Origin of the sequence: Pseudochryseolinea flava (assembly GCF_003286915.1) — a bacterium.
Taxonomy (GTDB): domain Bacteria; phylum Bacteroidota; class Bacteroidia; order Cytophagales; family Cyclobacteriaceae; genus Ohtaekwangia; species Ohtaekwangia flava.
This window is the reverse complement of the sequence record NZ_QMFY01000009.1, coordinates 81648-104963: the sequence shown is the minus strand read 5'-3', so window position 1 is coordinate 104963 and position 23316 is coordinate 81648. Positions and strand designations below refer to the sequence as shown.

Sequence of the window (23316 nt, the reverse complement as noted above, 5' to 3'; positions counted from 1 at the left end):
ACTTTGGGGTGAAATGAAGGCCCTGAGTTGTTTTTTCTTCTTTTTGCTGATCTCATTTTTTTCAGCAGCCACCTCCGCACAATATGAAATATTTCAGGAGAATGGAAAAGTCGGATTGAAAGATACCGATGGTCAGATCGTTATTCCTGCGCAATATCAATCGATTGGATGGAGCGACGGGAAGATGTCGGTCATTAACAATATTACGGGCTACAAGCAGAATGAACTGTGGGGTCTCATCAGCATTAAGAATCATCGATTAACTCAACCGACTTACTCGGAATTAGTTCCGGCAGAAGGTAACATGCTTCTGGCGCGAAAGAAGTCTACGCTATCGCTGCGCAATGTACAAGGATGTATTACTGTTGATGGCAAAGAAGTAATACCGTTTCAATATGATGGAATTAAAATCTCGTCTCTCCGTGCGATCGTGTATACGAAGATTGACAATCAATATCGCTACGGACTCATTGACCTCAGCAACAAAACAATTATATCGCAGCAATACAAAGACATTCGTTCTATCGGAAGTTTGCGTTACGCTGTAGAAAACTTCGATCGCAAGACAGCTTTGTTCGCAGATAACGGAAAGCAAATCACAAGTTTTTCGATTGACAGTATATCTGTCTTCAAGAAAAATTTCGCCATCATTTACCAAGGCAATCTTCAGGGACTCATCGATCGTGAAGGACAAATTAAAATTGAACCGACGTATCGCGAGATACAAGTGACCAACGAAGGAACAGTTAACGCACGCGCTGCCGATGAATGGATCGTTCTCGATGGAAAAAATCAGTTGATCCGAAAAACTTTTGCGGATATGATCGAGCCAACTGGTAAAGATCAGCTGCGCATTTTGCAATCGGGTAAGGTTACACTAGCAGACGTACAGTTCAACACCACATCAAAGACAACGATGAACGCGCTGGGAGGATTCTACCGTGACCGTGCGGTATTCACTTATGATGGTAAGCAAGGACTTATTGATCGAAGAGGCAATACGATTATTGAGCCGCTCTTCGATAAGCTTGTACAAGATCGGCAATTTCTTCTCGCTAATGTTAGACAAATGGGAGCCGATCGTTGGAGTTTATTAGACTCTCTCGGAAAAAAAATATCCACAAAGTCGTATGATTTCATTACGCCCTTCAACGGCGAATATTTCGCGGTAAAGCAAAGAGGCCATTGGGGCGCAATCAGTTTCGCAGGAAAAGAAGTATTGAATTGTACCTACGACTCATTGCTACAGGCTAAAGGCCAATTTATCGTAGTGAAATTCAGAGGTCAATATGGCATCATGAATTTAAATGACGAGTGGATCGTAACGCCGAGGAGTAACATGCTGCGTTTGGTATCTGAAACGCGCTACGTGGAATTTTCACCGAAGACAATTTTCTTGAAATCGATGGACAATCAAGTGATCTACTTCACCGACAACCAAGTGGTATGGAAAGAAGATCACCTGCTTGAGACGTTACCGTCGGGAACTGTTTGGAAGATCGATATGGACGGACGCATCACTGACCGTAAAGTTCATCCTGACGAACCCATCGAAAAGATATTTGAAGAAAGTGAGGGCCTTCGCGGCATTCAGAAGAACGGCAAGTTTGGTTTTATTGATTCACGTGGACGATTGCGTATTGCTAACCGATACGAAAACATCAAGCCTTTTAGTGAAGAGCTTGCTCCGATCATGATTCGTGGCAAGTGGGGGTACATTAATCATTACGACAACATTGCTATTCAACCCATCTACGAAGATGTTGCTAATTTTAAAGACGGTTACGCACAGGTTAAACAGAAAGGTTTGTATGGTCTCATCAACAAACAAGGCGTTCAAGTTCTTCCCGTTCGTTATGAATCGATTTCTGTAACACCACATAAAAATTTGTTGATCAAGCAAGACAAGTCATTTGGACTTGCTGATGCGAAAGGCAAGACGTTAATTCATCCGCGCTATCACTATCTAGAAGATGCAGGGAATGGTTTTGCTGTTGCTATGCGCGACGGAAAATATGGCGTTGTTACCTATCAATCGATCAGTACCATTCCCATGCTCTACGACTTGATTATTTTCGATCCTTACAATAATGTATTTCTTGCGATGAAGAAATCGAGTTGGGTAGAGGTTTTTAAACCGTAGAAATCTGCACGACAACCATTACCCATTTTTAACGCTAGACGGAAATCTATAACGTCAATAAGTGCTAGGCCGTTGGAGAATGCTGGCCCGAATCCGGATCACTCAACAATTGTACTTTATGCGATGTCTCCGTAAAAAAAATCCCTCACCGTGAGGCAAGGGATTTCTTAATAGCATTCGTGCTACGATATTACTTCTTTTCACCCGTAGAGCCGGAAGAAGATTTTCCTGAACCTGAAATAGCTTGACGCATGTCAGTGTCAGATTGTACATTTTGCATTTTGTAATAATCCATCACACCAAGGTTTCCTTTCACGAAAGCATCGGCAATTCCTTTAGGAATTTCAGCTTCCGCTTCGATTACCTTTGCACGCGCTTCTTGTGCTTTCGCTTTCATCTCCTGTTCTAACGCAACGGCCATCGCTCTTCTTTCTTCCGCTTTTGCTTCAGCAACCTTGAGGTCGGCTGTTGCCTGATCAATCTGAAGCTTAGCGCCGATGTTTGCTCCAACGTCTACGTCGGCGATATCGATAGAAAGGATTTCGAACGCTGTACCAGCATCCAACCCTCTTGACAGTACAAGTTTAGAAATCTTATCAGGGCTTTCGAGTACTTCTTTGTGTGATTTCGCAGAGCCGATAGACGATACGATACCTTCACCGACACGGGCAAGAATAGTATCTTCACCGGCACCACCGACCAATTGAGAAATACTCGCGCGAACAGTAACACGCGCCACAGCAATCAACTGAATACCATCTGCTGCAACAGCTGCTACTTTCGGTGTTGTAATAACTTTAGGATTTACGGAAATCTGCACCGCTTGAAACACGTCGCGACCTGCCAAGTCAATGGCTGTAGCTTGTTTAAAGCCGAGACTGATGTTGGCTTTATCGGCTGAAATCAATGCGCGAATTACATTGGGAACATTACCACCCGCAAGGTAGTGAGTTTCTAATTCGCCCGTTGTAAGATTAAGCCCTGCTTTCGTGGCCGTGATCAACGAGTCAACAACAATCCGGGGTGGCACTTTCCGAATACGCATCACGACGAGTTCGATGAGTCCAACTTTTACGTTCGAGAACAACGCTGTAATCCAGAGGTTGACGGGAACGAAATAAAGGAAGATGAAGAATAAAATTATCCCGCCTAAAACGAGAATCAGTAACGACGATGATACCATAGATAATATAAATTAAATAAAGGGTTCTACAATTACTTGGTTCTGTACCAGTCCAGTCACTTTTACTTTAGTGCCTTGGTCGAGATAATTACCGGTTGTTTTTACCTCGATGATCTGATCATTGAACGAAACTTTTCCCATAGGTCGGAGCGCTGAAATGGTCACTCCTATATCGCCTACTTTCAAAAAATCTAATGCGCCTTCATTTACCCTGCTTTTAATTGCCGAAGTTAAGGCAAACGCAGACCAGGCATTGCTTCGAAAGCTAAAGAACAATGCAACGCCGGATACGAGCAAAGAACCTAAAAGAATGTATACGCCAACTTGTTTACCAAAATGATTGTAGCTGATGACGATTGCCGCAATGGAGAAGGTAAGGCCGAGTAGTCCAACAACGGTGGTTCCCGGTATAAATACCAGTTCAACGATGATCAGCGCTAGACCGATCAGTAATAATGTCAATATGATTGTCCACATCACCATAGCTTTCTGGGGAGTACGAATGTGCACATAAATTTACGATAATCCATGTGCACCTGTACAGTTAAAATCAATAAGCTCTAGCGAAGATAACGCGCTTGTTGGAAGGTTTTCCAGAATAAATGCATTTTCCGGCTTCCTCAACCGCATCCAACGGGATACAGCGGATGGTAGCTTTTGTTTCTTCCTTGATGGCCGCTTCTGTTTCGGGCGTTCCATCCCAGTGGGCGAGTACGAAACCTGATTTTTCATCAAGCACTTTCTTAAACTCGTCGTACGTTTCCACTTTGGTTGTCAGGTTTGTACGGAATGTTAGCGCTCTATTGTAAATATTCTCTTGAATTTCGTCGAGGAGCGCTGGAATTTTCGTAGCAACCTCATCGATTTTCATCACCTGTTTTTCCTTTGTATCGCGGCGAGCAACTTCGACTGTGCCATTTTCCATATCGCGCGGACCAATCGCTAAGCGAACCGGAACGCCTTTAAGCTCCCACTCGGCGAACTTGAAACCTGGCTTATGTGTATCGCGGCTATCGAACTTAACGGTATAGCCCTGCTTTTTCAACGATGCGGTAATCTCTTTCGCTTTTTCGGCGATTTTATTGAGCTCCTCTTCGTGCTTGAAAATCGGCACGATCACCACGTGAATTGGTGCGAGCTTTGGCGGGAGAACCAAACCATCATCATCAGAGTGAGCCATCACGAGGGCGCCCATCAAACGGGTACTCACACCCCATGAAGTTCCCCAAACGTAGTCGAGTTTACCTTCTTTATTGGTGAACTGCACGTCGAAAGCGTTCGCGAAATTTTGACCAAGGAAATGTGATGTTCCGGCTTGCAAAGCTTTACCATCTTGCATCATCGCTTCGATGCAGTACGTGTCTACAGCGCCAGGAAAACGTTCGCCTTCTGACTTACGGCCTTTGATGATTGGGAGGGCCATGAATTTTTCGGCAAACTCGGCATACACTTCAAGCATCTGTACGGTTTCTTTCACGGCTTCATCGGCGGTGGCGTGTGCCGTATGACCTTCTTGCCATAGGAATTCTGCCGTGCGAAGGAAAAGACGTGTCCTCATTTCCCAGCGTACAACGTTTGCCCATTGGTTAACCAATATTGGCAAATCGCGATAAGACTGAATCCATTTTTTATAGGTGCTCCAGATGATGGCTTCGCTGGTAGGGCGAACAACAAGTTCCTCCTCCAGTTGGGCATCCGGATCAACCATGAGTTTACCCTTGTTTTGCGGGTCATTTTTAAGTCGATAGTGCGTAACAATGGCGCATTCCTTCGCAAATCCTTCCGCGTTCTTCTCCTCTGCTTCGAACAAACTTTTGGGTACAAATAGCGGGAAGTATGCATTTAAGTGACCTGTCTCTTTAAACATGGCGTCCAATGCCTGTTGCATTTTTTCCCATATGCTATAGCCATACGGTTTGATGACCATACATCCTCGCACGTCAGAATGTTCGGCGAGGTCGGCTTTTTTAACGAGCTCATTGTACCATAAAGAGTAATCTTCGCTGCGACTTGGTATTTCTTTACCCATGGTTGGTATAATTATTGTTACTTTTTCTTGATCGAACGGCAAATATAATTTTACGGGAAGAATTCCTTCCAAATTTTGTAGCTTTATCAGCACTTTTAAAAAAGTTTTACCGTTTTAAGGGCAAAAGGTCAATAAAACTAAGGTTATGAAAATCAAAATGTTGCTTAGCACGGTGTTCTCCCTGTCAGTGTTGACAGTAGCCGCACAGGAGAACGATGATCTTTACTTCAACTCGAAAGACCGCGCCAAACTCGCGGCCGAACAAGCCTCGTTGACAAAAACCGTAGCGCCGGTTGAAAACGCGACGGAAGTAACCGACGAAGAAAGCTACAGCAACCCAACGGATAGTTATTCCTCACGTGACATTAACCCTGAGTTTGCGGCCCGTTCCAATTCAGAAGTGGCGTCGGAAGACGATGCTAACTACTACGTGAGTGACTACAAATTCAACAACCAAACGAAGTTTAGAAATTTTAATGACAACTATAGCGCGTGGAACAACAGTCCATGGTATAGTTCTAATTATTACGGTCCGCAGATCAACCGCTGGAACAGTCCTTACTATGGATATAACAACCCATATTCAAGCCCATGGGCCGACCCGTACTGGAGTTACTCCGGATGGTCAGCGTCATTTAGTTACTCTTATGGTAACAATTACGGCTATTGGAATAATCCGTACTGCTATAATCCATATTCACACTATTACAACCCGTATGGTTACTACAACTATGGTGGCTACCCATCTTATTATGATCCGTACTATGGTGGCGGCTTCGGCGGGTATTATGGCGGCGGATACTACTATCCGAGAACTGTCGTGATTATTAATGATGGATACCGCTATACGCCGAATTATGGTAAGCGATCTTCAAGAAGCGCTGATGTAATGAGGGAGGCTCCTAATAGAAATGCACAATACAGAACCTCAAGGAATCCGCAGCGAAGCAGTGCTTCAGACGCCGGTGATGTCAATGGAAGAACACGTACGTCACCTAATTTACAAACGACATCGCGCCCTCTAATGAATACGAACAACAGTAACAGACAAGGCGAATATTATAGAAGAACATGGCGCGCCAACACGACAAATTCTACAGGCGATGATAATAACAGTGCGCCCGCACGCACGAATACCAACCAGCCTTCTCGACAGTCGAATTTTAGTCGTGACAATAATACTCAGCAGTCATCGCAGCCAACACGCGCTAGAGAGCAGCAACAATCTGCACCGACACGATCATCTGAAACATGGACACCACCATCACGTAGCTCATCACGGTCAGAGTCATCTGGAGGATCTACGTACACACCGCCATCCAGAAGCAGTGGTTCATCAAGTGGTGGCGGAGGCTCGTCGTCAGGTGGCGGTGGATCACGAGGAGGTCGCAGTCGCGGTAATTAATTTTGCTTACAAACATGAATGTGTCTATGTCAATGAGGTTAACCCTCATCACTGGAATAGTATTGTTATCCTTCAGCGGCGCCGTTGCTCAGAATTTCGTAAGTGACGCACTGTTATTCAGTCGTTCTGCTAGCACCACAGGCAGTGCGCGGATGCAAGCATTGGGTGGCGCGCATTCATCCATTGGAGGAGACTACAGCGCAGCATTGTCGAACCCAGCCGGGCTAGGAATGTATAACCGATCAGAGGCAACACTTACACTTGGATTTAATAATTATAACACGTCGGCAAACTACTTGAGAACAAAATCCGAGACGAGTGGTTCTAAGTTGAATCTGCCTGGCCTAAGTGTTGTTCTTAACTACAAACGAGATGAGCCTACGAGTTCAGGGTTCTTAGGATGGAACTTCGGAATAACGCTTACCCGCACAAACGATATTAATCGCCAGTACAGCTATAACGGACTAAACGATGAAAGTACAATCCTCTATTCGTTTGAAGATCTTGCCGCAGAATTTGCTGGGGAGGATTTTGAATCGATGATTCAGGGCAACAACAACTACTATAATCTTTACGCACTAGCCTACAATAATTATCTTATTGACACAGTTCAAGAGAATGGATCTTATGCGGGATATTATCAATCACCATGGGATCTGTATAGCGGCGAAAGTAGGAGTATCGAACAACGGGAATCCATTAAGCGGCGTGGTGCGCAATATCAGTGGACATTTGCAGCCGGCGTCAACTTTTCAGATCGTTTGTTCATGGGTGCTGGTGTAGGCATTACAACGCTTCGTTACAAACTATCGCAGACTTATACCGAACGTCTCGTAGATTTTGATGCGAACGATGATTATTACCCTGACTTGCGCGAGTTTACGATCGGCGAGGATTTAGACATCCAAGGCACAGGCGTTAACCTGACACTCGGGCTCATCTACAGACCGATTGATTTCGTTCAACTAGGCGCGTCTTTCGTAACACCGACTATTCATCAAATTACAGACAATTACACAGCTGGAATTACTAGCGAGTGGAACACGCAAACCGACACAGGTGAAAAATTCCCTGAAGCCTTGTTGTCGGAATACAATTTCAATACGCCTTCGAGGTTAAGCGGTGGGATCACGTTTATATCAAAATATGGTTTCCTCACTGGAACCGTAGAACGGGTAAACTATCGTCGCGCAAGATATTCGTCTGATATTGCAGGCATCGATTATGATCTTGAAAACGAAGATATCAGCAAAGCATACCGCAGCACTACCAATTTCCGTTTCGGTGCAGAATTCCGTTATGAGCAGTTCCGAATCCGTGGCGGCTATGGCATTATGGGTGATCCGTACGTCGATACGGATAACATTGACAGAAAGATTACAACATTGTCGGGTGGCGTGGGAATTCGCCAGAAAAAATTCTTCACAGATTTCACGGTGATCACGACAAAAACGGAAGGACTTCGTATTCCATATACCGCCTTCGATGTTGACACGCCAGTTGCCAACTTAAAATTCACAAACACGAACTTCGTCGTAACTGTCGGTTTTACTTTTTGAGATAGATCGCTTCCATCAGTTGCGCTAAGGTCGGTTCAACAAGCGTGATCTTTGCTTGTAAATAGATATCACGGCGTTTTGCGTATAACTGCGCAAGCTTTTCTTCCTTCTGTTTTAAATCATCGGTTCCGAGCAAGGGTCTTCCCGATTGAACACCAATGCGACGAAGTAACTCGTCAACGGTAACGTCTAAAAAAATACTAAGTCCATGTTGATTGATGATATCAATTCCGCTATGAAAGCATGGAGCGCCGCCTCCTGTCGCTAACACAAAATCCTTACTGGAAAATGCCCATTGCTTCAACGCAGAGGATTCGACATTTCTAAAATGATCTTCTCCATGTGACGCAAAGATATCAGGGATGGTCTGCTGTTCTTGACGCTCGATCTCCTTATCGAGGTCTACAAAAGGCAAGTTAAGCGCTTGTGCTAACGGTCTGCCTAGCGTACTTTTTCCAGAGCCAGGCATACCAATGAGGAAAATTTTCATAGCGTTGTAATGAGAGCTTTAAGACCGGAAGGCTTGGATAATTCGATCACAGAAAAGATCATTAATTTCAATCATCCAATTTCCAAGCCTTCCCGCCTATTGACCAACCAACGTTAAAACTTCATTGGCCGTTGGTGTATCGTTGTGATGCCACATTCCTTTTACGGTTCCATTAACCCACAACGTAATTCCTGGGTTCGAACGCACAATTGTTTTTAGAACGGTAGCATCGACGAAATAGTATGGAACGGCAAGTTGATGCTCATGACGGAAAGCTTCAAATTGTGCCGCGTTAGTTGACGTTAGTACCATCGCTTCTAATTTGCCATCAATACCCTTCACCAAGTCACGAATGGTCTGAATATTTTGTGTAGATGCTTTGTCGGTATCATTGATGATGAATAATAGTTTCGCTCCGTCAAAAGTGTGTTGTGTCATATCTTCGCCATCGGGTGTAAAGACACGATAGTCGGTGATCTTCGGTTTTGTATCCGGATCATCCTCGTTTAACTGAATGAGCGCTTTGTATTTATAGGTTGTTGTGTCCATCAAGTATTTCTCCGACTTGATTTCTTTTCCAGAGCTTTTCTCCAAGAAGATGTATTCGTATCGAATAGGTTCTTTCGCGATCATTTGATCTGGAATGTGATTCCCGATTTTATACGCTCTGAAATCGATGAAAGGTAAATGTCGGATCGCATAGACTCCCAACACAAAACAGATAAGCGTAATCACGCCTATGGTAATGTGCCCTTCTTTGGTGTAGAGCACTGGTTGATATTTTTTTCTGAACCACCACAGGTGAAGCACAAACACCATTAAGATCAAATCTTTGAAGAATGATTCTTTCGGCGTTAATTTGATGGCGTCGCCGAAACAGCCGCAATCGGTAACAGCGTTGGTGATCCACGAATAGCCCGTGAGAAATGTAAAGAAGATCATTAGCAATAACACGACGGTCGTAGTGATCTTCATCTGATAATTCAGCAGTAGCGCAAAGCCCAATACCACTTCAAGCACGACCAGGATGAGTCCAATTTCGAGTGCGATCGGTTGGAGGTACGAAAAAAGCGAAGTGAATTCCGTCGAGAACACATGAAAGTATTCTTCAAGCTTGATTTCAGTACCTACCGGATCGTTCAACTTTATCAACCCAGAGAAAATGAATAGCCCGCCGACAAAAAATCGCGAGAATTGGTCAATTATTTTACGAAACTCCATGCGTTCAATACTTGTATTTAAATCAGTCTTGCAATTTGATCAGCGCAAAAACTGAATAGTTAATCATATCTTGATAGTTTGCTTTCACCCCCTCGCTTACGAGCGTCTTACCTTGATTGTCTTCGATCTGCTTTACGCGCAACAGCTTCATGAGAATGATATCGGTGATCGACGTTACACGCATTTCTCGCCACGCTTCACCGTAGTCATGATTCTTTTGTTGAAGAAGGTCGAACGTCTCTTTAGCAGCTTGATCGTACAATGGTTCCAAGGTTTCAAAAGGCAAATCCATATCTGTACTCTCGGCCAATCGAATTTGCACCAATGCTATCAGGCAGTAATTGATGATACCGACAAACTCATCACGAATAGGGTCGTCCACTTTCTGAACGCCTTTTTCCTGGATGCTGCGAATACGTTGTGCCTTGATGAAGATTTGATCCGTAATGGATGGTAATCTTAAGATTCGCCAGGCGGTTCCATAGTCGCGGGTTTTCTTTTCAAAAAGCGATTTGCAGTTTTGAATCACCAGTTGATATTCTTGCGCTGTTCTTTCGATCAAGGGAATAAAATTTTAACGCGCAAACTTCTTAATTTGAATCGTATTTCCATCGAACCGATCATGAAATCTGCATCCGAAAGTAAATTATTTTCAACAAACAAAACATTAAACTTCCAGGGGCGGTTAGTCGATCTTTCCACACCTGCGGTAATGGGCATTTTAAACATCACACCGGATAGCTTTTATGGCGGTAGTCGCGTTCGCGACGAGAAATCGATTCTGGGAAAAGCGGAAGAAATGCTGCGACAAGGCGCGACCTTTTTAGACGTTGGCGGATATTCAACGCGCCCCGGGGCCGACGAAATCTCGATGGATGAAGAAATTCACCGTGTAACACATGCGCTGACGATTATTCATAAAGCGTTTCCTGAAGCTTTGCTAAGTGTCGATACATTTCGCAGTGCTGTCGCGCGGGCTGCTGTGCAAGCGGGAGCATCTATGATTAACGACGTTTCGGGTGGGACGCTCGACGATGCGATGTTTAAAACTGTCGGCGACCTACAAGTGCCCTATGTTCTCATGCATATGCGAGGCACGCCACAAACGATGGCGAGTCAAACAAACTACACAAACTTGATGAAGGATCTTGTCGATTTTTTTCATCAGAATATTCATCAACTCGAACAGCATGCTGTAAAGGACGTTATCATCGATCCCGGATTTGGTTTTGCCAAAACAGTGACGCAAAATTTTGAACTTCTGAATGGCATGGAATATCTGAATATGCTCGGCAAACCGATGATGATCGGTCTTTCGAGGAAATCGATGATCTGGCGCACGTTGGGTATCACGGCCGACGACGCGATGAACGGTACCACTGCATTAAACACTATTGCCGTCATGAAAGGCGCTGGCATCTTGCGCGTGCACGACGTTGCTGAAGCTGTGCAAGTCGTAAAATTAACGCAAGCATTAGTGAATCGTTGACCGACGTTTTCTAGCAACAAAGATTCATGCATTGCCGAAAGTTGATACATTTGTAAAGCATGACTTTACTTTTTAAGATCGGATTCCTGGAAGTGGGTTGGGTAGACTTCATTGATGTCTTTCTGGTCAGCATTCTCCTTTATCAGATCTACAAACTCATTCGTGGTAGTATTGCCGTCAATATCTTTTTAGGTATTCTCGCGCTCTACCTCATCTACCTCATTGTGCAAGCGGCGCAAATGGAATTATTGGCCACCATCCTTGGGCAGTTTATGGGCGTTGGTGTGTTGGCCATGATCATTTTATTTCAGCCAGAAATCAGAAAGTTCCTCCTGGTGATTGGTCGTGGAACGGAATTCCGTGAGAACATTTTCAAAACCATCACAAACTGGCGTAGTCAATATCACGACGACTTCGATATTCAGCAAATTATGGAAGCAGCAAAAACGCTGAAGGCAACCCGGACCGGCGCTCTCGTTGTTTTCTCACGCGACACAGAGCTGAAGTTTTATGCAGAAACGGGTGACGCACTCAACGCCGAAGTCAACAAACGACTCTTACTCTCGATTTTTAATAAAAATTCTCCCCTACATGATGGTGCGGTTATCATTCACAAAGGGCGAATCAAAGCAGCACGTTGTGTCCTTCCCGTAAGTGAAAATGATCACCTGCCAGCAACATTTGGGCTGCGCCATCGGTCGGCGCTAGGCATGAGTGAAAACACCGATACGCTGGTTATGGCGATTTCTGAAGAGACAGGACGACTTATTCTGGCGCGCAACGGAAAGTTTCTGAAAGCGCTCAAGCTAAAACAAGTCGAACAAAAAATCCTTGAGTACTTACACAACGACGAGCCTGCGAACTGGGAGGAATTACATGTGGGTGAAACAGAAGCCGAGTCCCCTACTAGCAATTCCTAATCTTTATTAATTTCATGGTTTAATTCCCATTACACCATGAGACACGCTCTCCTATTCATCCTTTTATTTTTATCGCTTTCATTTTTATCTTCTGGTCAATCCTTAGAAACCATCATCCAGAAAGGTCACGAACTTGCTGTGATGTCAATCGCCGTCAGTCCAGATAGCAATTACGTTGTAACCACCAGTAAAGACAAAGCCGTTAAGCTTTGGGAAATGAATACTGGAAGAGAAGTGAGAAGTTTTCTCGGCCACGAAATGACGGTGACGAGCGCCGCATTCACGCCCGACGGAAAAACATTGTTTACCGCCAGCTACGACAAAACCATTCGCATCTGGGATGTCACGACGGGGAAAGCAATACAAACAATTACAACGATCGATCTGATTACCGACATCGCGATTGATCCACAGCAAAAGTTTTTTATTCATGCCGGCTTGGCAAAACGCGGCACACAAGATTCTGCTGTCGTATACGATTTCAAATCGCGCAAGCCAATAAAAAAATTTCCAGTCGACGCTGAACAGGGACTTGGCAGTGGGGTCGACATTGCCATAAGCCCGGATGGAAAATGGGTTGGGTTCGGTCAAGATAATCGCTTGGTTGATCTCTATCTGTCGACAGATTGGACGTTGGCAAAAAAAATCACCTTTGAAGAAGGCTGGTGTGGCGGATGTGGAGCTCGGCTAGCATTCAGCCCTGATAGCAAATCAATTTACATTGTGTCATATCATGGCCCTGTTCGGAAGTATGACCTTTCGAATTTTAACATTGTAAAAGAATACGATAAAGCGACGGATGAAAACCTTGAGGGATTCGCGCTAAGCAAAGATGGGAAGTTGTTGGCACGCGCAACAGAAAAAGATCTGACACTGTGGAATGAATCAACGGGAGAAGTGGTTGCCAAAATAGCGGCAGAAGAAAAAAGTGAGTTCCATGAAATTGATTTCACGATCGACTCAAAAAAAGTTTTGATCTCTTCTGATAATAACACTGCCTTTACATGGGACATTGCGAAGAAATCAAAACAACTCACACTGACAGGATTTTTAAACCAGCGTGACAAGGGAGGATTGAACTACGATCCGAATTTCTATTGGCAATCCAACATTGCCCGATATGTGAGGATGAAGAACAACCTGCTGATCAGCAATGACGGTAAGACACTAATAAAAGGAAAGTTCGGAACAAAAGTTAAACGTTGGGACATCGCGAGCGGGAAAGCGGTGATGGAATATGTCGGACACAAAAAAGCAGTGCTCTGTTATGACCTTTCACGTGACGGCAAACGTCTCTTGACGGGAGGCGGTGATGGCAAGATCGTATTATGGAATTTCGAAACGGGAGATTCTATTCAAGTAATCGACAGCTATCAGGAACCAATCTTCGACATCCATTTTAATAGTGATGAAACCAAAGTAGCGACGTCAAGCTGGGATGGAACGATGAAGGTTCATGATCTTACGACAGGAGAACGCGAAACATATATTGATTTCCAAAATTATTCCGCATACAGCATTCTGTATCATCCCAACGATCTTTATCTCTTTACAGCACGACTCGATAATTCACTTCAGCTTTGGGAAATTGACACGAAAACAGTAGTGCGCACTTTTGTCGGACATACTGATATCATCTCGTCAATTCGGTTGAGTTCTGATCAAAGAACATTGATGAGCGCGAGCGTAGACGGAACCATTAGACTGTGGGATATCGCAACAGGCCTGATGACCAAAAAACTTAAAGATCATCGCGGCGCCGTACACATCAGTATTTTCGGAAAAGATGAAAAAACGATTTACTCTGGTGGCGCTGATCGCACAATTCGTGTTTGGGATATCGCAACCGGCAAGGTGATCCGCACTTTCGAAGGACATAACGCAGAGGTTACGTCATTACTGTTTAGTCCCGACAACAAGATGATGATCAGTCACAGCTTGGATGGCGTTACGAAGTTTTGGGATCTTTCATCTGGACGTGAGTTCTTCGAGCATATTCATATTGGCGAAAACGATTGGATGGTAAAAAATCCGGGTGGTTATTTCAATGGAACAGACAATGCACGTAGATACATTCATTTCGTAAATGGCTTAAAGACGTATTCGGTAGATCAATTCTTCGAAGACTTCTTCCGTCCCGATCTGCTGCCGAAAATTTTCCAAAATCGTGGAGGATCAGAAGACAAGAATGACATTCAAGGAAAACTAAGGAATTCACCTCCGCCCACGGTTAAGGTTGCTGTTGTCGCTGGGCAAGAAGGTAAGGCCGATCTATTTGTCAGGCTTACCAACAACGGTGCTGGTGTGCAAGATCTACGTGTTCTACACAATGGAAAAAGCATTCCATTGAATCGTGAAGCGTTAAAGTTTCCGTCAACGAAAGGGCAGTCAACAACCTATAAGCAAAGTATTGACTTGATCGGCGGCACGAACACGTTTACCGCTGTTGCCCGCAACGAAGAAAATCTAGAGTCTGATCCGCACAGCACCGAAGTATTCTCGCACCATGCTTCAAAAAGTAGCGTTTGTTATATTCTGGCCGTGGGCATTAATGAGTACAAGAATTCAAAAATGAATTTGAACTACGCGAAGCCCGATGCGGAGTCATTTACAACATTGCTCGATGAAAAGTCGCCACAGCTTTTTAAAGACATCGAGCTTCACACGCTGTACGACAAAGATGCAACGCGTGCCAAAATATTAGCGAAGATGGATGAACTCGGGAAGAAGATACATCAGGAAGATGTGTTCATTTTCTATTATGCTGGCCACGGCAGTATGGTCGACGACAAGTTCTATTTCATTCCGACAGAAAGCCTGAGATTGTATGACGAGGGGTCGTTACAAAAAGAGGCGATTGAGGCCAGTGTTTTCCAAGAAAAGTTAAAGCACATCCAGGCGCTGAAACAACTTATTGTGATGGATGCGTGTCAATCTGGAGGCTCGGTAGAATTACTTGCCACCCGAGGTGCTAGTGAAGAAAAAGCGATTGCACAGTTGTCCCGTAGTGCAGGAATACATGTGATGGCATCTGCTGGTAGTGAGCAATTCGCCACCGAATTCACCGAGTTGGGTCACGGGCTATTTACTTACGTATTGATACAGGCACTGCGAGGAGAAGCTGACGGCGCGCCCAAAGATGGCAAGGTTACTATTTATGAACTAAAGTCATACATCGACGATCAAGTGCCGGAGATGACGAGGAAGTTAAAAGGGAAGCCGCAATATCCGTATACATTTAGTCGAGGTCAGGATTTTCCCGTGACTTTTCAAGAACAGTAGCACGAGAGTGAAACAGTGAATTAAAAAAAACGTAAATTAGTTTACCATTTTTTAACCTCGTTACAGCCATGATAGAAGCGAATCCCACAAAATTCTACGTTGCCAAGTATTTCTTCCTGGTCTTTGCGTGTATTCAATGGATCGTTGGAGGAACGCTGTTGATTAACCAACCATTTGGTGCGCGAAACTTTTTTACGTCACTTATCTTCCTCACGTTCGGGCTCATCTTTTTGTATCTGTATGCAATCATTAGCGACAAGATCAGAAGAGTTGCCGTGGGCAAGAATAAGATTATCATCATCGAGGGGCAGCGCAATGTTAGATTTAACTGGCCCGAAGTGAAGTCACTGAAGATTATCCCCTACCTCAACCTTTATCGGTTGAAGATCAGAGGTAAGAAGGGAAGTATTTACTTCTTCCCTTCTACCAATATCGATCCTGCTTTCGGCCTGATCGCCAAAGACACCTCTAAGATGGGGGACATTGTGGCGAAGCGCAAAAAGGAATTTGGTATCAAATAATCACTTTAGCACACCAAGCGCTTTCCCAACCTCGGTAAATGCTTGAATAGCTTTGTCGAGATGATGGCGTTCGTGCGCAGCAGAAATTTGGACTCGAATTCGCGCTTGACCTTTCGCTACAACTGGATAGAAAAATCCAATCACATAAATTCCTTTCTCAAGAAGTTGCTCAGCGAATTGCTGTGCTAGCGGCGCTTCGTAAAGCATGATGGGAACGATAGGGTGCTCACCTGGCTTAATGTCGAATCCCGCCTTTGTCATTTCCGCTCTGAAATACTTCGTATTTGCTTCCAGCTTATCGCGCAGCGTAGTGGTCTGAGACAACAGATCAAAGATTGCAATTGACGCGCCGGTAATAGACGGTGCCAATGTATTGGAAAAGAGGTAAGGACGCGAGCGTTGACGAAGCATTTCAATGATTTCCTTACGACCAGATGTAAATCCACCGGATGCGCCACCAAGAGCTTTACCCAACGTTCCGGTGATAATATCAACGCGACCAGTAACGCCTCTATATTCGGGAACACCACGACCGGTCTTGCCAATAAATCCCGTTGAGTGGCACTCATCTGTCATCACCAATGCTTCGAACTCATCGGCGAGGTCACAGATTTTATCCATCTGCGCGATGGTTCCGTCCATTGAAAATGCACCATCTGTTACAATGATGATTTGTTTTGCGCCAGCAGCCTTTGCGTCTGCAAGTTGCTTACGCAGATCGTCCATATTGTTATGCTTGTAGCGATAGCGCATCGCCTTACATAACCTCACGCCGTCAATGATAGAGGCATGATTGAGCTCATCGGATATGATAGCATCTTCCGCGCCAAACAAAGGTTCGAACACACCACCATTGGCATCGAAAGCGGCGGCATAGAGAATCGTGTCTTCAGTGCCGAGGAATTCAGATATTTTTTTCTCGAGTGTTTTGTGGATATCCTGAGTACCGCAAATAAAACGGACAGAAGACATTCCGAAACCGTGACTATCAATTGCATTCTTGGCAGCTTCCAGCACACGAGGATGTGACGACAATCCTAAGTAATTGTTCGCACAAAAGTTGATCACTTCCTTTCCGTCTTGCGTCTTGATGTCGGCGGCTTGCGGCGTCGTAATAATTCGTTCTTTCTTAAATAGACCAGCTTCACGAATATTCTCGAGCTCTTTCTGGAGAACAGGTTGTAGTTTACGATACATAGATCTAGATCAAATTAAATTTTTGGCTTTGGTTTAAAAACGGGCCGTGGCACTGCAGGCTTCGGCAAAGGTGTAGTTGCTGATGACGTGTTCGAAGGCGCAGGTTCAACATTCGTCGCATGCGTTGCGACTGGTTTCTCGGCGACCACTTTCGGTGCGGGAACAACTTTCAATTGGTATTTCCTTCTTACAGGATTGATAAGATTTAGCTTTTGCAGCGTAAAGCTATTAGGATGTATTTGCTCGAACTCGTCTTTCCAAGTAAGCCACATTGATTCTTCTGCTTTCTTGAAAGCATCGGAGTCAATCCTTTTAGAAATTAAATATTCTTCAAAATTCACGGGCGCTAAGTTAATCGAAAACCTTTCCTAACACATGATAGGTGAATGGTAATTTTTGGTAATATTGCCCCGCATTCAGACGCAATGAAAAGAGACAAGATTTTAGTGATTGGCGCCGGCGGACAGTTGGGTGCTGAATTAACCCAAGGACTGTGGGAACGGTACGGGAAAGAGAATGTGATCGCAACAGACATCAAGGGAGCAGAAGGTGTATTGGCGACAGGAAACTTTGAGATCCTTGACGTGCTCAACACGCCTCAATTGATTTCGCTCATTAGTAAGAACAAGTTCACGCAGATCTATCATTTGGCCGCTGTGCTGTCGGCAACTGGCGAAAAGAATCCTCGGCTCGCATGGAAGCTAAACATGGATGGACTGATCGAAGTGCTCGATGCTGCAGTCGAATACAAAGTAGAGAAAGTTTACTGGCCAAGTTCCATTGCTGCATTCGGGCCAACAACACCGAAGATCAAGACGCCACAAGACACCATTATGGATCCGACTACGATCTACGGAATTAGTAAACAAGCTGGTGAAAGATGGTGTGAGTGGTATTTCAAAAACAAAGGTCTGGATGTACGAAGTCTTCGTTATCCTGGGTTGATAGGCTATAAAACAAAGCCTGGCGGAGGCACCACTGATTACGCTGTTGACATTTATTTTAAAGCATTAAGCGACAAAAAGTTTGAATGCTTTCTAAAGCCTGACACCTACCTTCCCATGATGTACATGAGCGACGCGGTAAAGGCAACGTTAGATCTGATGAGTGCACCTTCTGAGCATGTCAAGATTCGGTCGAGTTACAATATTGCTGCGATGAGCTTTTGCCCATCTGAAATAGCAGCGTCTATACAGAAACATATCCCAGAATTCGAGATCACCTATAAGCCTGATTTTCGACAAGCGATTGCCGACTCGTGGCCAAAGTCCATCAATGATTCAGCAGCACGGATTGATTGGGGATGGAATCATGCGTTCGATCTCGATGAAATGACGCAGGAAATACTTAGCAACCTTAAGCTGTAAAAGAGCATAAATGAAAACAGTCACCTCTTGATGAAGTGACTGTTTCATTATTTCAAATCCGTTAGGTTATTGGCTTACAGAAAATCTGATGGTAGTTGAAAAATCCCCAGCAAAAACTTTCAGCAGATAAGCGCCTCCATTGAGTGGCTCACCAAATTGAATTTCTTGCTCAAGATCAGTAATCTTCATGCTTCTAATTTTCACGCCCAAATTGTCGATAATCTCCAACGTCGCGTCGCTTTCGAACTGAAAATTTTTGACAAGGTTGAAAGATGATCCGCGTAACGGATTTGGGTAAATCAACACTGTCTTTTTTCCTTCATGGGTTAAGGTGATGACGTTTGAATATTCCGTATAACCATCGAGGTCAACAATCCTTAAGCGATAGTAATTTCGTCCTAGCAGTGGCAAGTTGTCGGTTGCGTTATATTCGATGCGCGATGTACTGTTACCTGCGGCTGCAACTTCACTGATTGTTTCGAATGATATTCCGTCAGCAGAACGTTCGATGACAAATTTTTCAGCATTCTCTTCCGTAGCCGTTACCCAATTCAGTGTGACAACGTCGCCAGCAGGTTTTGCTTTGAAAGAAACGAGCGTAACTGGCAATGCACCGCTACCGCAGAACGATGCCGGCCCAGTACATGATCCTCCACTCTGATAGCATCCTGCACACCCGTTAAGGTTAGAACCGTTTCCGACGTTCGTGCTTCCACCAACAGATACAAGTCCACTCACGGCAACGTTGGTGTTGTTACCACCTGTGAGGTTTCCGTCGACGCGCAAATTTCCTGACACCGCGACGTTCGCGTTGTTCACCATCACTAGGTTTCCCTTAATGATCACAGTCCCCGAGATTGACCAGTTGATATTGTTATTCACCGTTACATTACCCCAGATGATAAGCGTTCCGGCCACGTTCACGTTTGCATTGTTGTTGGTCGTGAGCGATCGTGAATTGGAAGCATCTCCGATGTTGAGTGTTCCATTGACGGTAAGCGTGTTGTTGTTGGCAAGCGTAATACTTCCTACCGTAAAGCTGTTACCGTTTGCAACAGTAGGGCTTACGTTGTTGCTGATCGTAATCGTTTCAGCGACTGTATTACCTATGTTATTTCCCGACCAGTTGCCATCAGTTCCCCAATCACCGGAGTTGTTCATTGTTGCCGTCTGAGCGGTTAATTTAGGCAAAGCGAGAAGCGTGATAACTATTGTTATCGCAAAAATCTTGTTACTCATTTTTTTACTTTAGGTGGGCTCCTAAAATTTACTATGTATAAATACTTACGTGAATCTATTGGTAAGCAGATTTTCAAAAGGAAAATAAACTGTTCTTAACGAACCTCTATTTACTTTCGATCTCCAGCTGATCGTCAATACACGAATCTGAAAATCAATCAGATATGGCGCAAATGTAGAGAAGATTGGTTAAACAACCAACAGACAGCCCCTTGCACTGCACCCCAGACGTTATGGCAAAGGCAAACCGGATGATAGTTCTCGGCATCCGTATAAATACCTACTTTACAACGAAGCGTATTATCTGTTTATGAGCCGATGACACGTAATGGAATAGATATGAACCAGGAACTAGTGGACGGCTAAAAGTCAAATTCAAATCCGTCGTAATTGATCCCTTTTCGATCACAAAACCTCGGCTATCATAAATCTCGAAACGTGCATCAGATGTGTATTCGAAAGTTGCCTTTATATTCAAATATGCTCCTGTCGATGAGTTAGGATAGAGCTCCACGCGATTGCCAAATGTTGCATCGACAAACACTACTTTAAACGATTCTGTGTAGCCATCGTAGTCGATCGAAGTCAAGCGATAGTAGATCCGACCGCTAACGAGATTTGAATCTTGAAAGCCATAAGTATGTTTTTCCGTGCTGTTGCCGTGAGCTGGTACCGATCCAATCTCAACGAAATCGCTTCCGTTCACAGAACGCTCAATCGAAAAGCGCTCAGTATTTTTTTCTGTCGCCGTTGCCCATGCCAAAGAGACGATTTCTTGTTCGTATGAAGTTACCTTGAAGTAGATCAAACTCACAGGCATCGGTGTATTGGGAATTGAATTCACCCAATTATAAAACGGTACGTTTGTCGTTTGAAGCACGACCAAGTTTCCTTTGTTGGCAGTCGTTGTCGAACCGCCTCCCGTGTTTGAAGTTGTTCCGTTTACGTAAAGGCCGTAAGGTGTTACTGCACTTCCCGCATTGCCGTTAGTAATTTGGCTTCCTCCTCCTGTGTAGGAAATGTTACCATGAACATAAGCTTGCCCACCACTTTCCACTGTGAGACGTGAATCACCACCACCACTGTCCGTTACATTACCAAACACGGCGAAGCGTCCATTTCTTCTGATGCGTACATCGCCACTTCCCGTCTGATTGAGATTACCTCTAATAATTAGATCTGCGTATGCGGGTGGCGCAACGTTTGTTCCTACCACCAAGTTTTCATTATCACCAACCGTAAAGTTTCCATTTACAGAAGTCGTTCCGCCCGGATTGATTTGCATTCTGCTTGAGCTCGGCATCGATGCATTACCTGAAACATTTATCGTTCCGGAATTTGTTGTAACCGACGACCCAGATCCGCTTCCAGTGAGGTTACCATTTATCTGAAGCGTCCCTCCACTTAAGTTGTTCAATGTACCCCCTTGCGACACACTTCCTGTAACTGTGAAATTTCCGCTGTTATCGAGAACGGCATCATTGTTATTGCTGATGGCGAGACTTCCAACGGTTACCGCTCTTCCTGCTGCCACCGTAACATTCGAAGATGAATTAATAGACATTGCGTTAGTCACTGAAAGTGATCCTGCATTTATATTCAGCGTTCCACCAGAACCACTTGTATTGAATGCGCCGACTGATATTAAACCCGTGCCGTTATTGGTAAGCACGGCATCGCCTGTCAAAGTAAGCGTACCTGTAACGGTGAGGCTACCGGTTGTTATCGTCATCGTTGTTGCGTTCAAAGTCAAGTCGCCGTATACCGTTACGTTTCCATTGTTCACGTTGAAGTTGGTGACGTTCTGCATCGACAAGTTTTGTGGCGTGCCTGCTGATCCGGAAGTGAATGATCTTCCGCTGTTGATCCTGATTTGGTTAAAGCCATTAATCGAAGATGGCACGGTCACGTTGTGATTAATGATGGCCGAGTACCCCTGCCAATCCGAAGGCGCGGTGCCTCCCCATGTCGCGCCGGTAGCCCATGGGCCCGCCGCGTTTGTAGTGTATGTTTGGGCAACCAGGTTAAGCGATGATAACATGAGTATTATCATTATGCTTAAAGTCAAGCCTGCCGGTTTCATCATTTGTGCTGTTTTCATAGCCAAAGTTTCTAGGTGGTTGATTGTCTTTTGGCAACAACCCCGCCACCTGATCCGCTAACACGCATTAGGACAAAGACTAACAATCATTAGGGAGTGAAGAAATAGGGAGGAATAACCTTCACAATTTCGCAAAAAAACGCCGGTAGCCCTTTCAGGAACGATATGTTCACTGGTACCCGTTAGAAAAATCCGAATTAAATTTGCCCGCATTATTATGAAAAAAATCTATTCCAGTCGGAAATCATGCACTCCCAAGGTGATTAAAATTCATCATTTCAAGATTTGATTACTCATTTTGGGAAAACGGATTACCGTGGGAAATGAGGAATTGAGCTGAATTCGATGAAAAATGATAAGTTGCAAACTAAACGCTCCAGATGTATGACAGTAATCAAGACAGATCTTACAAACCATATTTTGACTGTAACGATCGCACGGCCAGAGGCTATGAATGCGCTCAACGCAGATGTACTATCACAACTTAGTGAAGTCATTTCTCGAGCCTATACCGACGCAGAAATTGGAGGCATCATACTTATCGGTGAAGGCGAAAAGGCTTTTGTCGCGGGAGCAGACATTAAAGAACTTTCTGTGCTCTCGCCAACCGAAGCACTTACGCTAGCCGAAAAAGGACAGCGAATTTTTAAAGCTATTGAAGATAGTCCGAAGCCTATCATTGCTGCTGTAAACGGTTTTGCATTGGGCGGTGGGTGTGAGCTAGCAATGGCCTGTCATTTTAGAGTTGCTACCGAGAACGCAAAGTTTGGCCAGCCTGAAGTAAATCTTGGTATTATCCCAGGATACGGTGGAACGCAACGACTAACACAATTGGTCGGCCGTGGCAAAGCATTAGAACTTCTGTTGACAGGCGATGTGATTTCCGCACAACAAGCCTTAAGTCTCGGTTTAGTAAATCATGTTGTTGCTGATCGCCAAGCTTTAACCGTTTTAGCCACATCGATCATGACGAAGATTCTCGCGAAAGGATCCATCGCTGTCCGACATGTTATTCAAGCCGTGAACGCTGGTTTTGATTTTGAAAAAGTAGGTTATCAAACAGAAGCAAAATTGTTTGGCGACTGCGCTGGAACTGCTGATTTTAAAGAAGGAACTAGTGCGTTTATGGAAAAGCGCAAGCCAACATTCACAGGGAAATAAGCTTCTCGC

Annotated in this window: 19 protein-coding genes; 9 read left to right on the top strand and 10 right to left on the bottom strand. The window is 44.5% G+C overall.

The window, feature by feature from the left end; genetic code table 11:
• Positions 1–13: 13 nt before the first annotated feature.
• Positions 14–2143 carry a WG repeat-containing protein gene (locus DQQ10_RS17230; protein WP_112748134.1) on the top strand — a complete coding sequence of 710 codons (2130 nt, stop codon included), beginning with the start codon at positions 14–16 and terminating at the stop codon, positions 2141–2143.
• A gap of 190 nt (positions 2144–2333) precedes the next feature.
• Here DQQ10_RS17230 and floA read toward each other — a convergent pair whose 3' ends face one another.
• The 3 genes from floA to proS all read right to left on the bottom strand — a co-directional run bounded on the left by floA (position 2334) and on the right by proS (position 5355).
• Entirely contained in the window at positions 2334–3326 is a 993-nt protein-coding gene (gene floA, locus DQQ10_RS17225; protein ID WP_112748133.1) for a flotillin-like protein FloA, read from the bottom strand.
• A gap of 12 nt (positions 3327–3338) precedes the next feature.
• On the bottom strand, positions 3339–3803 hold the full coding sequence (locus DQQ10_RS17220; RefSeq protein WP_165823978.1) for an NfeD family protein: 465 nt from the start codon (positions 3801–3803) through the stop codon (positions 3339–3341).
• Positions 3804–3876: 73 nt separating this feature from the next.
• Positions 3877–5355, bottom strand: a complete 1479-nt coding sequence (gene proS, locus DQQ10_RS17215) for a proline--tRNA ligase (protein ID WP_112748276.1) — start codon at positions 5353–5355, stop codon at positions 3877–3879.
• Positions 5356–5500: 145 nt separating this feature from the next.
• Here proS and DQQ10_RS17210 point away from each other — a divergent pair, with 145 nt between their 5' ends.
• Positions 5501–6760, top strand: coding sequence for a hypothetical protein (locus DQQ10_RS17210; protein WP_112748131.1), 1260 nt, complete (start codon positions 5501–5503; stop codon positions 6758–6760).
• 26 nt (positions 6761–6786) lie between these two features.
• Positions 6787–8319 (top strand): hypothetical protein, encoded by a 1533-nt coding sequence (locus DQQ10_RS17205; RefSeq protein ID WP_133259685.1) that lies wholly within the window; start codon positions 6787–6789, stop codon positions 8317–8319.
• Here DQQ10_RS17205 and DQQ10_RS17200 read toward each other — a convergent pair.
• From DQQ10_RS17200 to DQQ10_RS17190, 3 genes are all read right to left on the bottom strand, one after another.
• Positions 8309–8809 (bottom strand): shikimate kinase, encoded by a 501-nt coding sequence (locus DQQ10_RS17200; RefSeq protein WP_112748129.1) that lies wholly within the window; start codon positions 8807–8809, stop codon positions 8309–8311. The two genes, DQQ10_RS17205 and DQQ10_RS17200, sit on opposite strands and share 11 nt — an antisense overlap.
• Positions 8810–8905: 96 nt before the next feature.
• The gene (locus DQQ10_RS17195) at positions 8906–10030 is read right to left on the bottom strand and encodes a BT_3928 family protein (protein WP_112748128.1); all 1125 of its coding nucleotides are present in this window, start codon (positions 10028–10030) and stop codon (positions 8906–8908) included.
• A gap of 22 nt (positions 10031–10052) precedes the next feature.
• The gene (locus tag DQQ10_RS17190) at positions 10053–10592 is read right to left on the bottom strand and encodes a DUF1599 domain-containing protein (protein ID WP_112748127.1); all 540 of its coding nucleotides are present in this window, start codon (positions 10590–10592) and stop codon (positions 10053–10055) included.
• Positions 10593–10625: 33 nt separating this feature from the next.
• Here DQQ10_RS17190 and folP point away from each other — a divergent pair, with 33 nt between their 5' ends.
• From folP to DQQ10_RS17170, 4 genes are all read left to right on the top strand, one after another.
• The gene (folP, locus tag DQQ10_RS17185; protein ID WP_317047954.1) at positions 10626–11519 is read left to right on the top strand and encodes a dihydropteroate synthase; all 894 of its coding nucleotides are present in this window, start codon (positions 10626–10628) and stop codon (positions 11517–11519) included.
• Between the two features lie 59 nt (positions 11520–11578).
• Positions 11579–12439: a diadenylate cyclase CdaA gene (cdaA, locus tag DQQ10_RS17180; RefSeq protein ID WP_112748126.1), complete on the top strand. Its 861-nt coding sequence runs from the start codon at positions 11579–11581 to the stop codon at positions 12437–12439.
• Between the two features lie 36 nt (positions 12440–12475).
• Positions 12476–15721, top strand: coding sequence for a caspase family protein (locus DQQ10_RS17175; RefSeq protein ID WP_112748125.1), 3246 nt, complete (start codon positions 12476–12478; stop codon positions 15719–15721).
• Between the two features lie 68 nt (positions 15722–15789).
• A complete protein-coding gene (locus DQQ10_RS17170) occupies positions 15790–16242 on the top strand; it encodes a hypothetical protein (protein WP_112748124.1) in 453 nt (150 codons plus the stop codon).
• Here DQQ10_RS17170 and kbl read toward each other — a convergent pair whose 3' ends face one another.
• Together kbl and DQQ10_RS17160 are read right to left on the bottom strand one after the other, a co-directional pair.
• On the bottom strand, positions 16243–17439 hold the full coding sequence (gene kbl / locus DQQ10_RS17165) for a glycine C-acetyltransferase (protein ID WP_112748123.1): 1197 nt from the start codon (positions 17437–17439) through the stop codon (positions 16243–16245).
• A 14-nt stretch (positions 17440–17453) separates the two neighbouring features.
• Positions 17454–17780 carry a hypothetical protein gene (locus tag DQQ10_RS17160; RefSeq protein ID WP_112748122.1) on the bottom strand — a complete coding sequence of 109 codons (327 nt, stop codon included), beginning with the start codon at positions 17778–17780 and terminating at the stop codon, positions 17454–17456.
• A gap of 84 nt (positions 17781–17864) precedes the next feature.
• Here DQQ10_RS17160 and DQQ10_RS17155 point away from each other — a divergent pair, with 84 nt between their 5' ends.
• Positions 17865–18806, top strand: coding sequence for an NAD-dependent epimerase/dehydratase family protein (locus DQQ10_RS17155; RefSeq protein ID WP_112748274.1), 942 nt, complete (start codon positions 17865–17867; stop codon positions 18804–18806).
• A gap of 66 nt (positions 18807–18872) precedes the next feature.
• Here DQQ10_RS17155 and DQQ10_RS17150 read toward each other — a convergent pair whose 3' ends face one another.
• Positions 18873–20045 carry a T9SS type A sorting domain-containing protein gene (locus DQQ10_RS17150; RefSeq protein ID WP_112748121.1) on the bottom strand — a complete coding sequence of 391 codons (1173 nt, stop codon included), beginning with the start codon at positions 20043–20045 and terminating at the stop codon, positions 18873–18875.
• Positions 20046–20325: 280 nt separating this feature from the next.
• Positions 20326–22146 carry a hypothetical protein gene (locus DQQ10_RS17145; RefSeq protein WP_112748120.1) on the bottom strand — a complete coding sequence of 607 codons (1821 nt, stop codon included), beginning with the start codon at positions 22144–22146 and terminating at the stop codon, positions 20326–20328.
• A 384-nt stretch (positions 22147–22530) separates the two neighbouring features.
• Here DQQ10_RS17145 and DQQ10_RS17140 point away from each other — a divergent pair, with 384 nt between their 5' ends.
• Positions 22531–23307 carry an enoyl-CoA hydratase-related protein gene (locus tag DQQ10_RS17140; protein ID WP_112748119.1) on the top strand — a complete coding sequence of 259 codons (777 nt, stop codon included), beginning with the start codon at positions 22531–22533 and terminating at the stop codon, positions 23305–23307.
• Positions 23308–23316 lie beyond the last annotated feature (9 nt).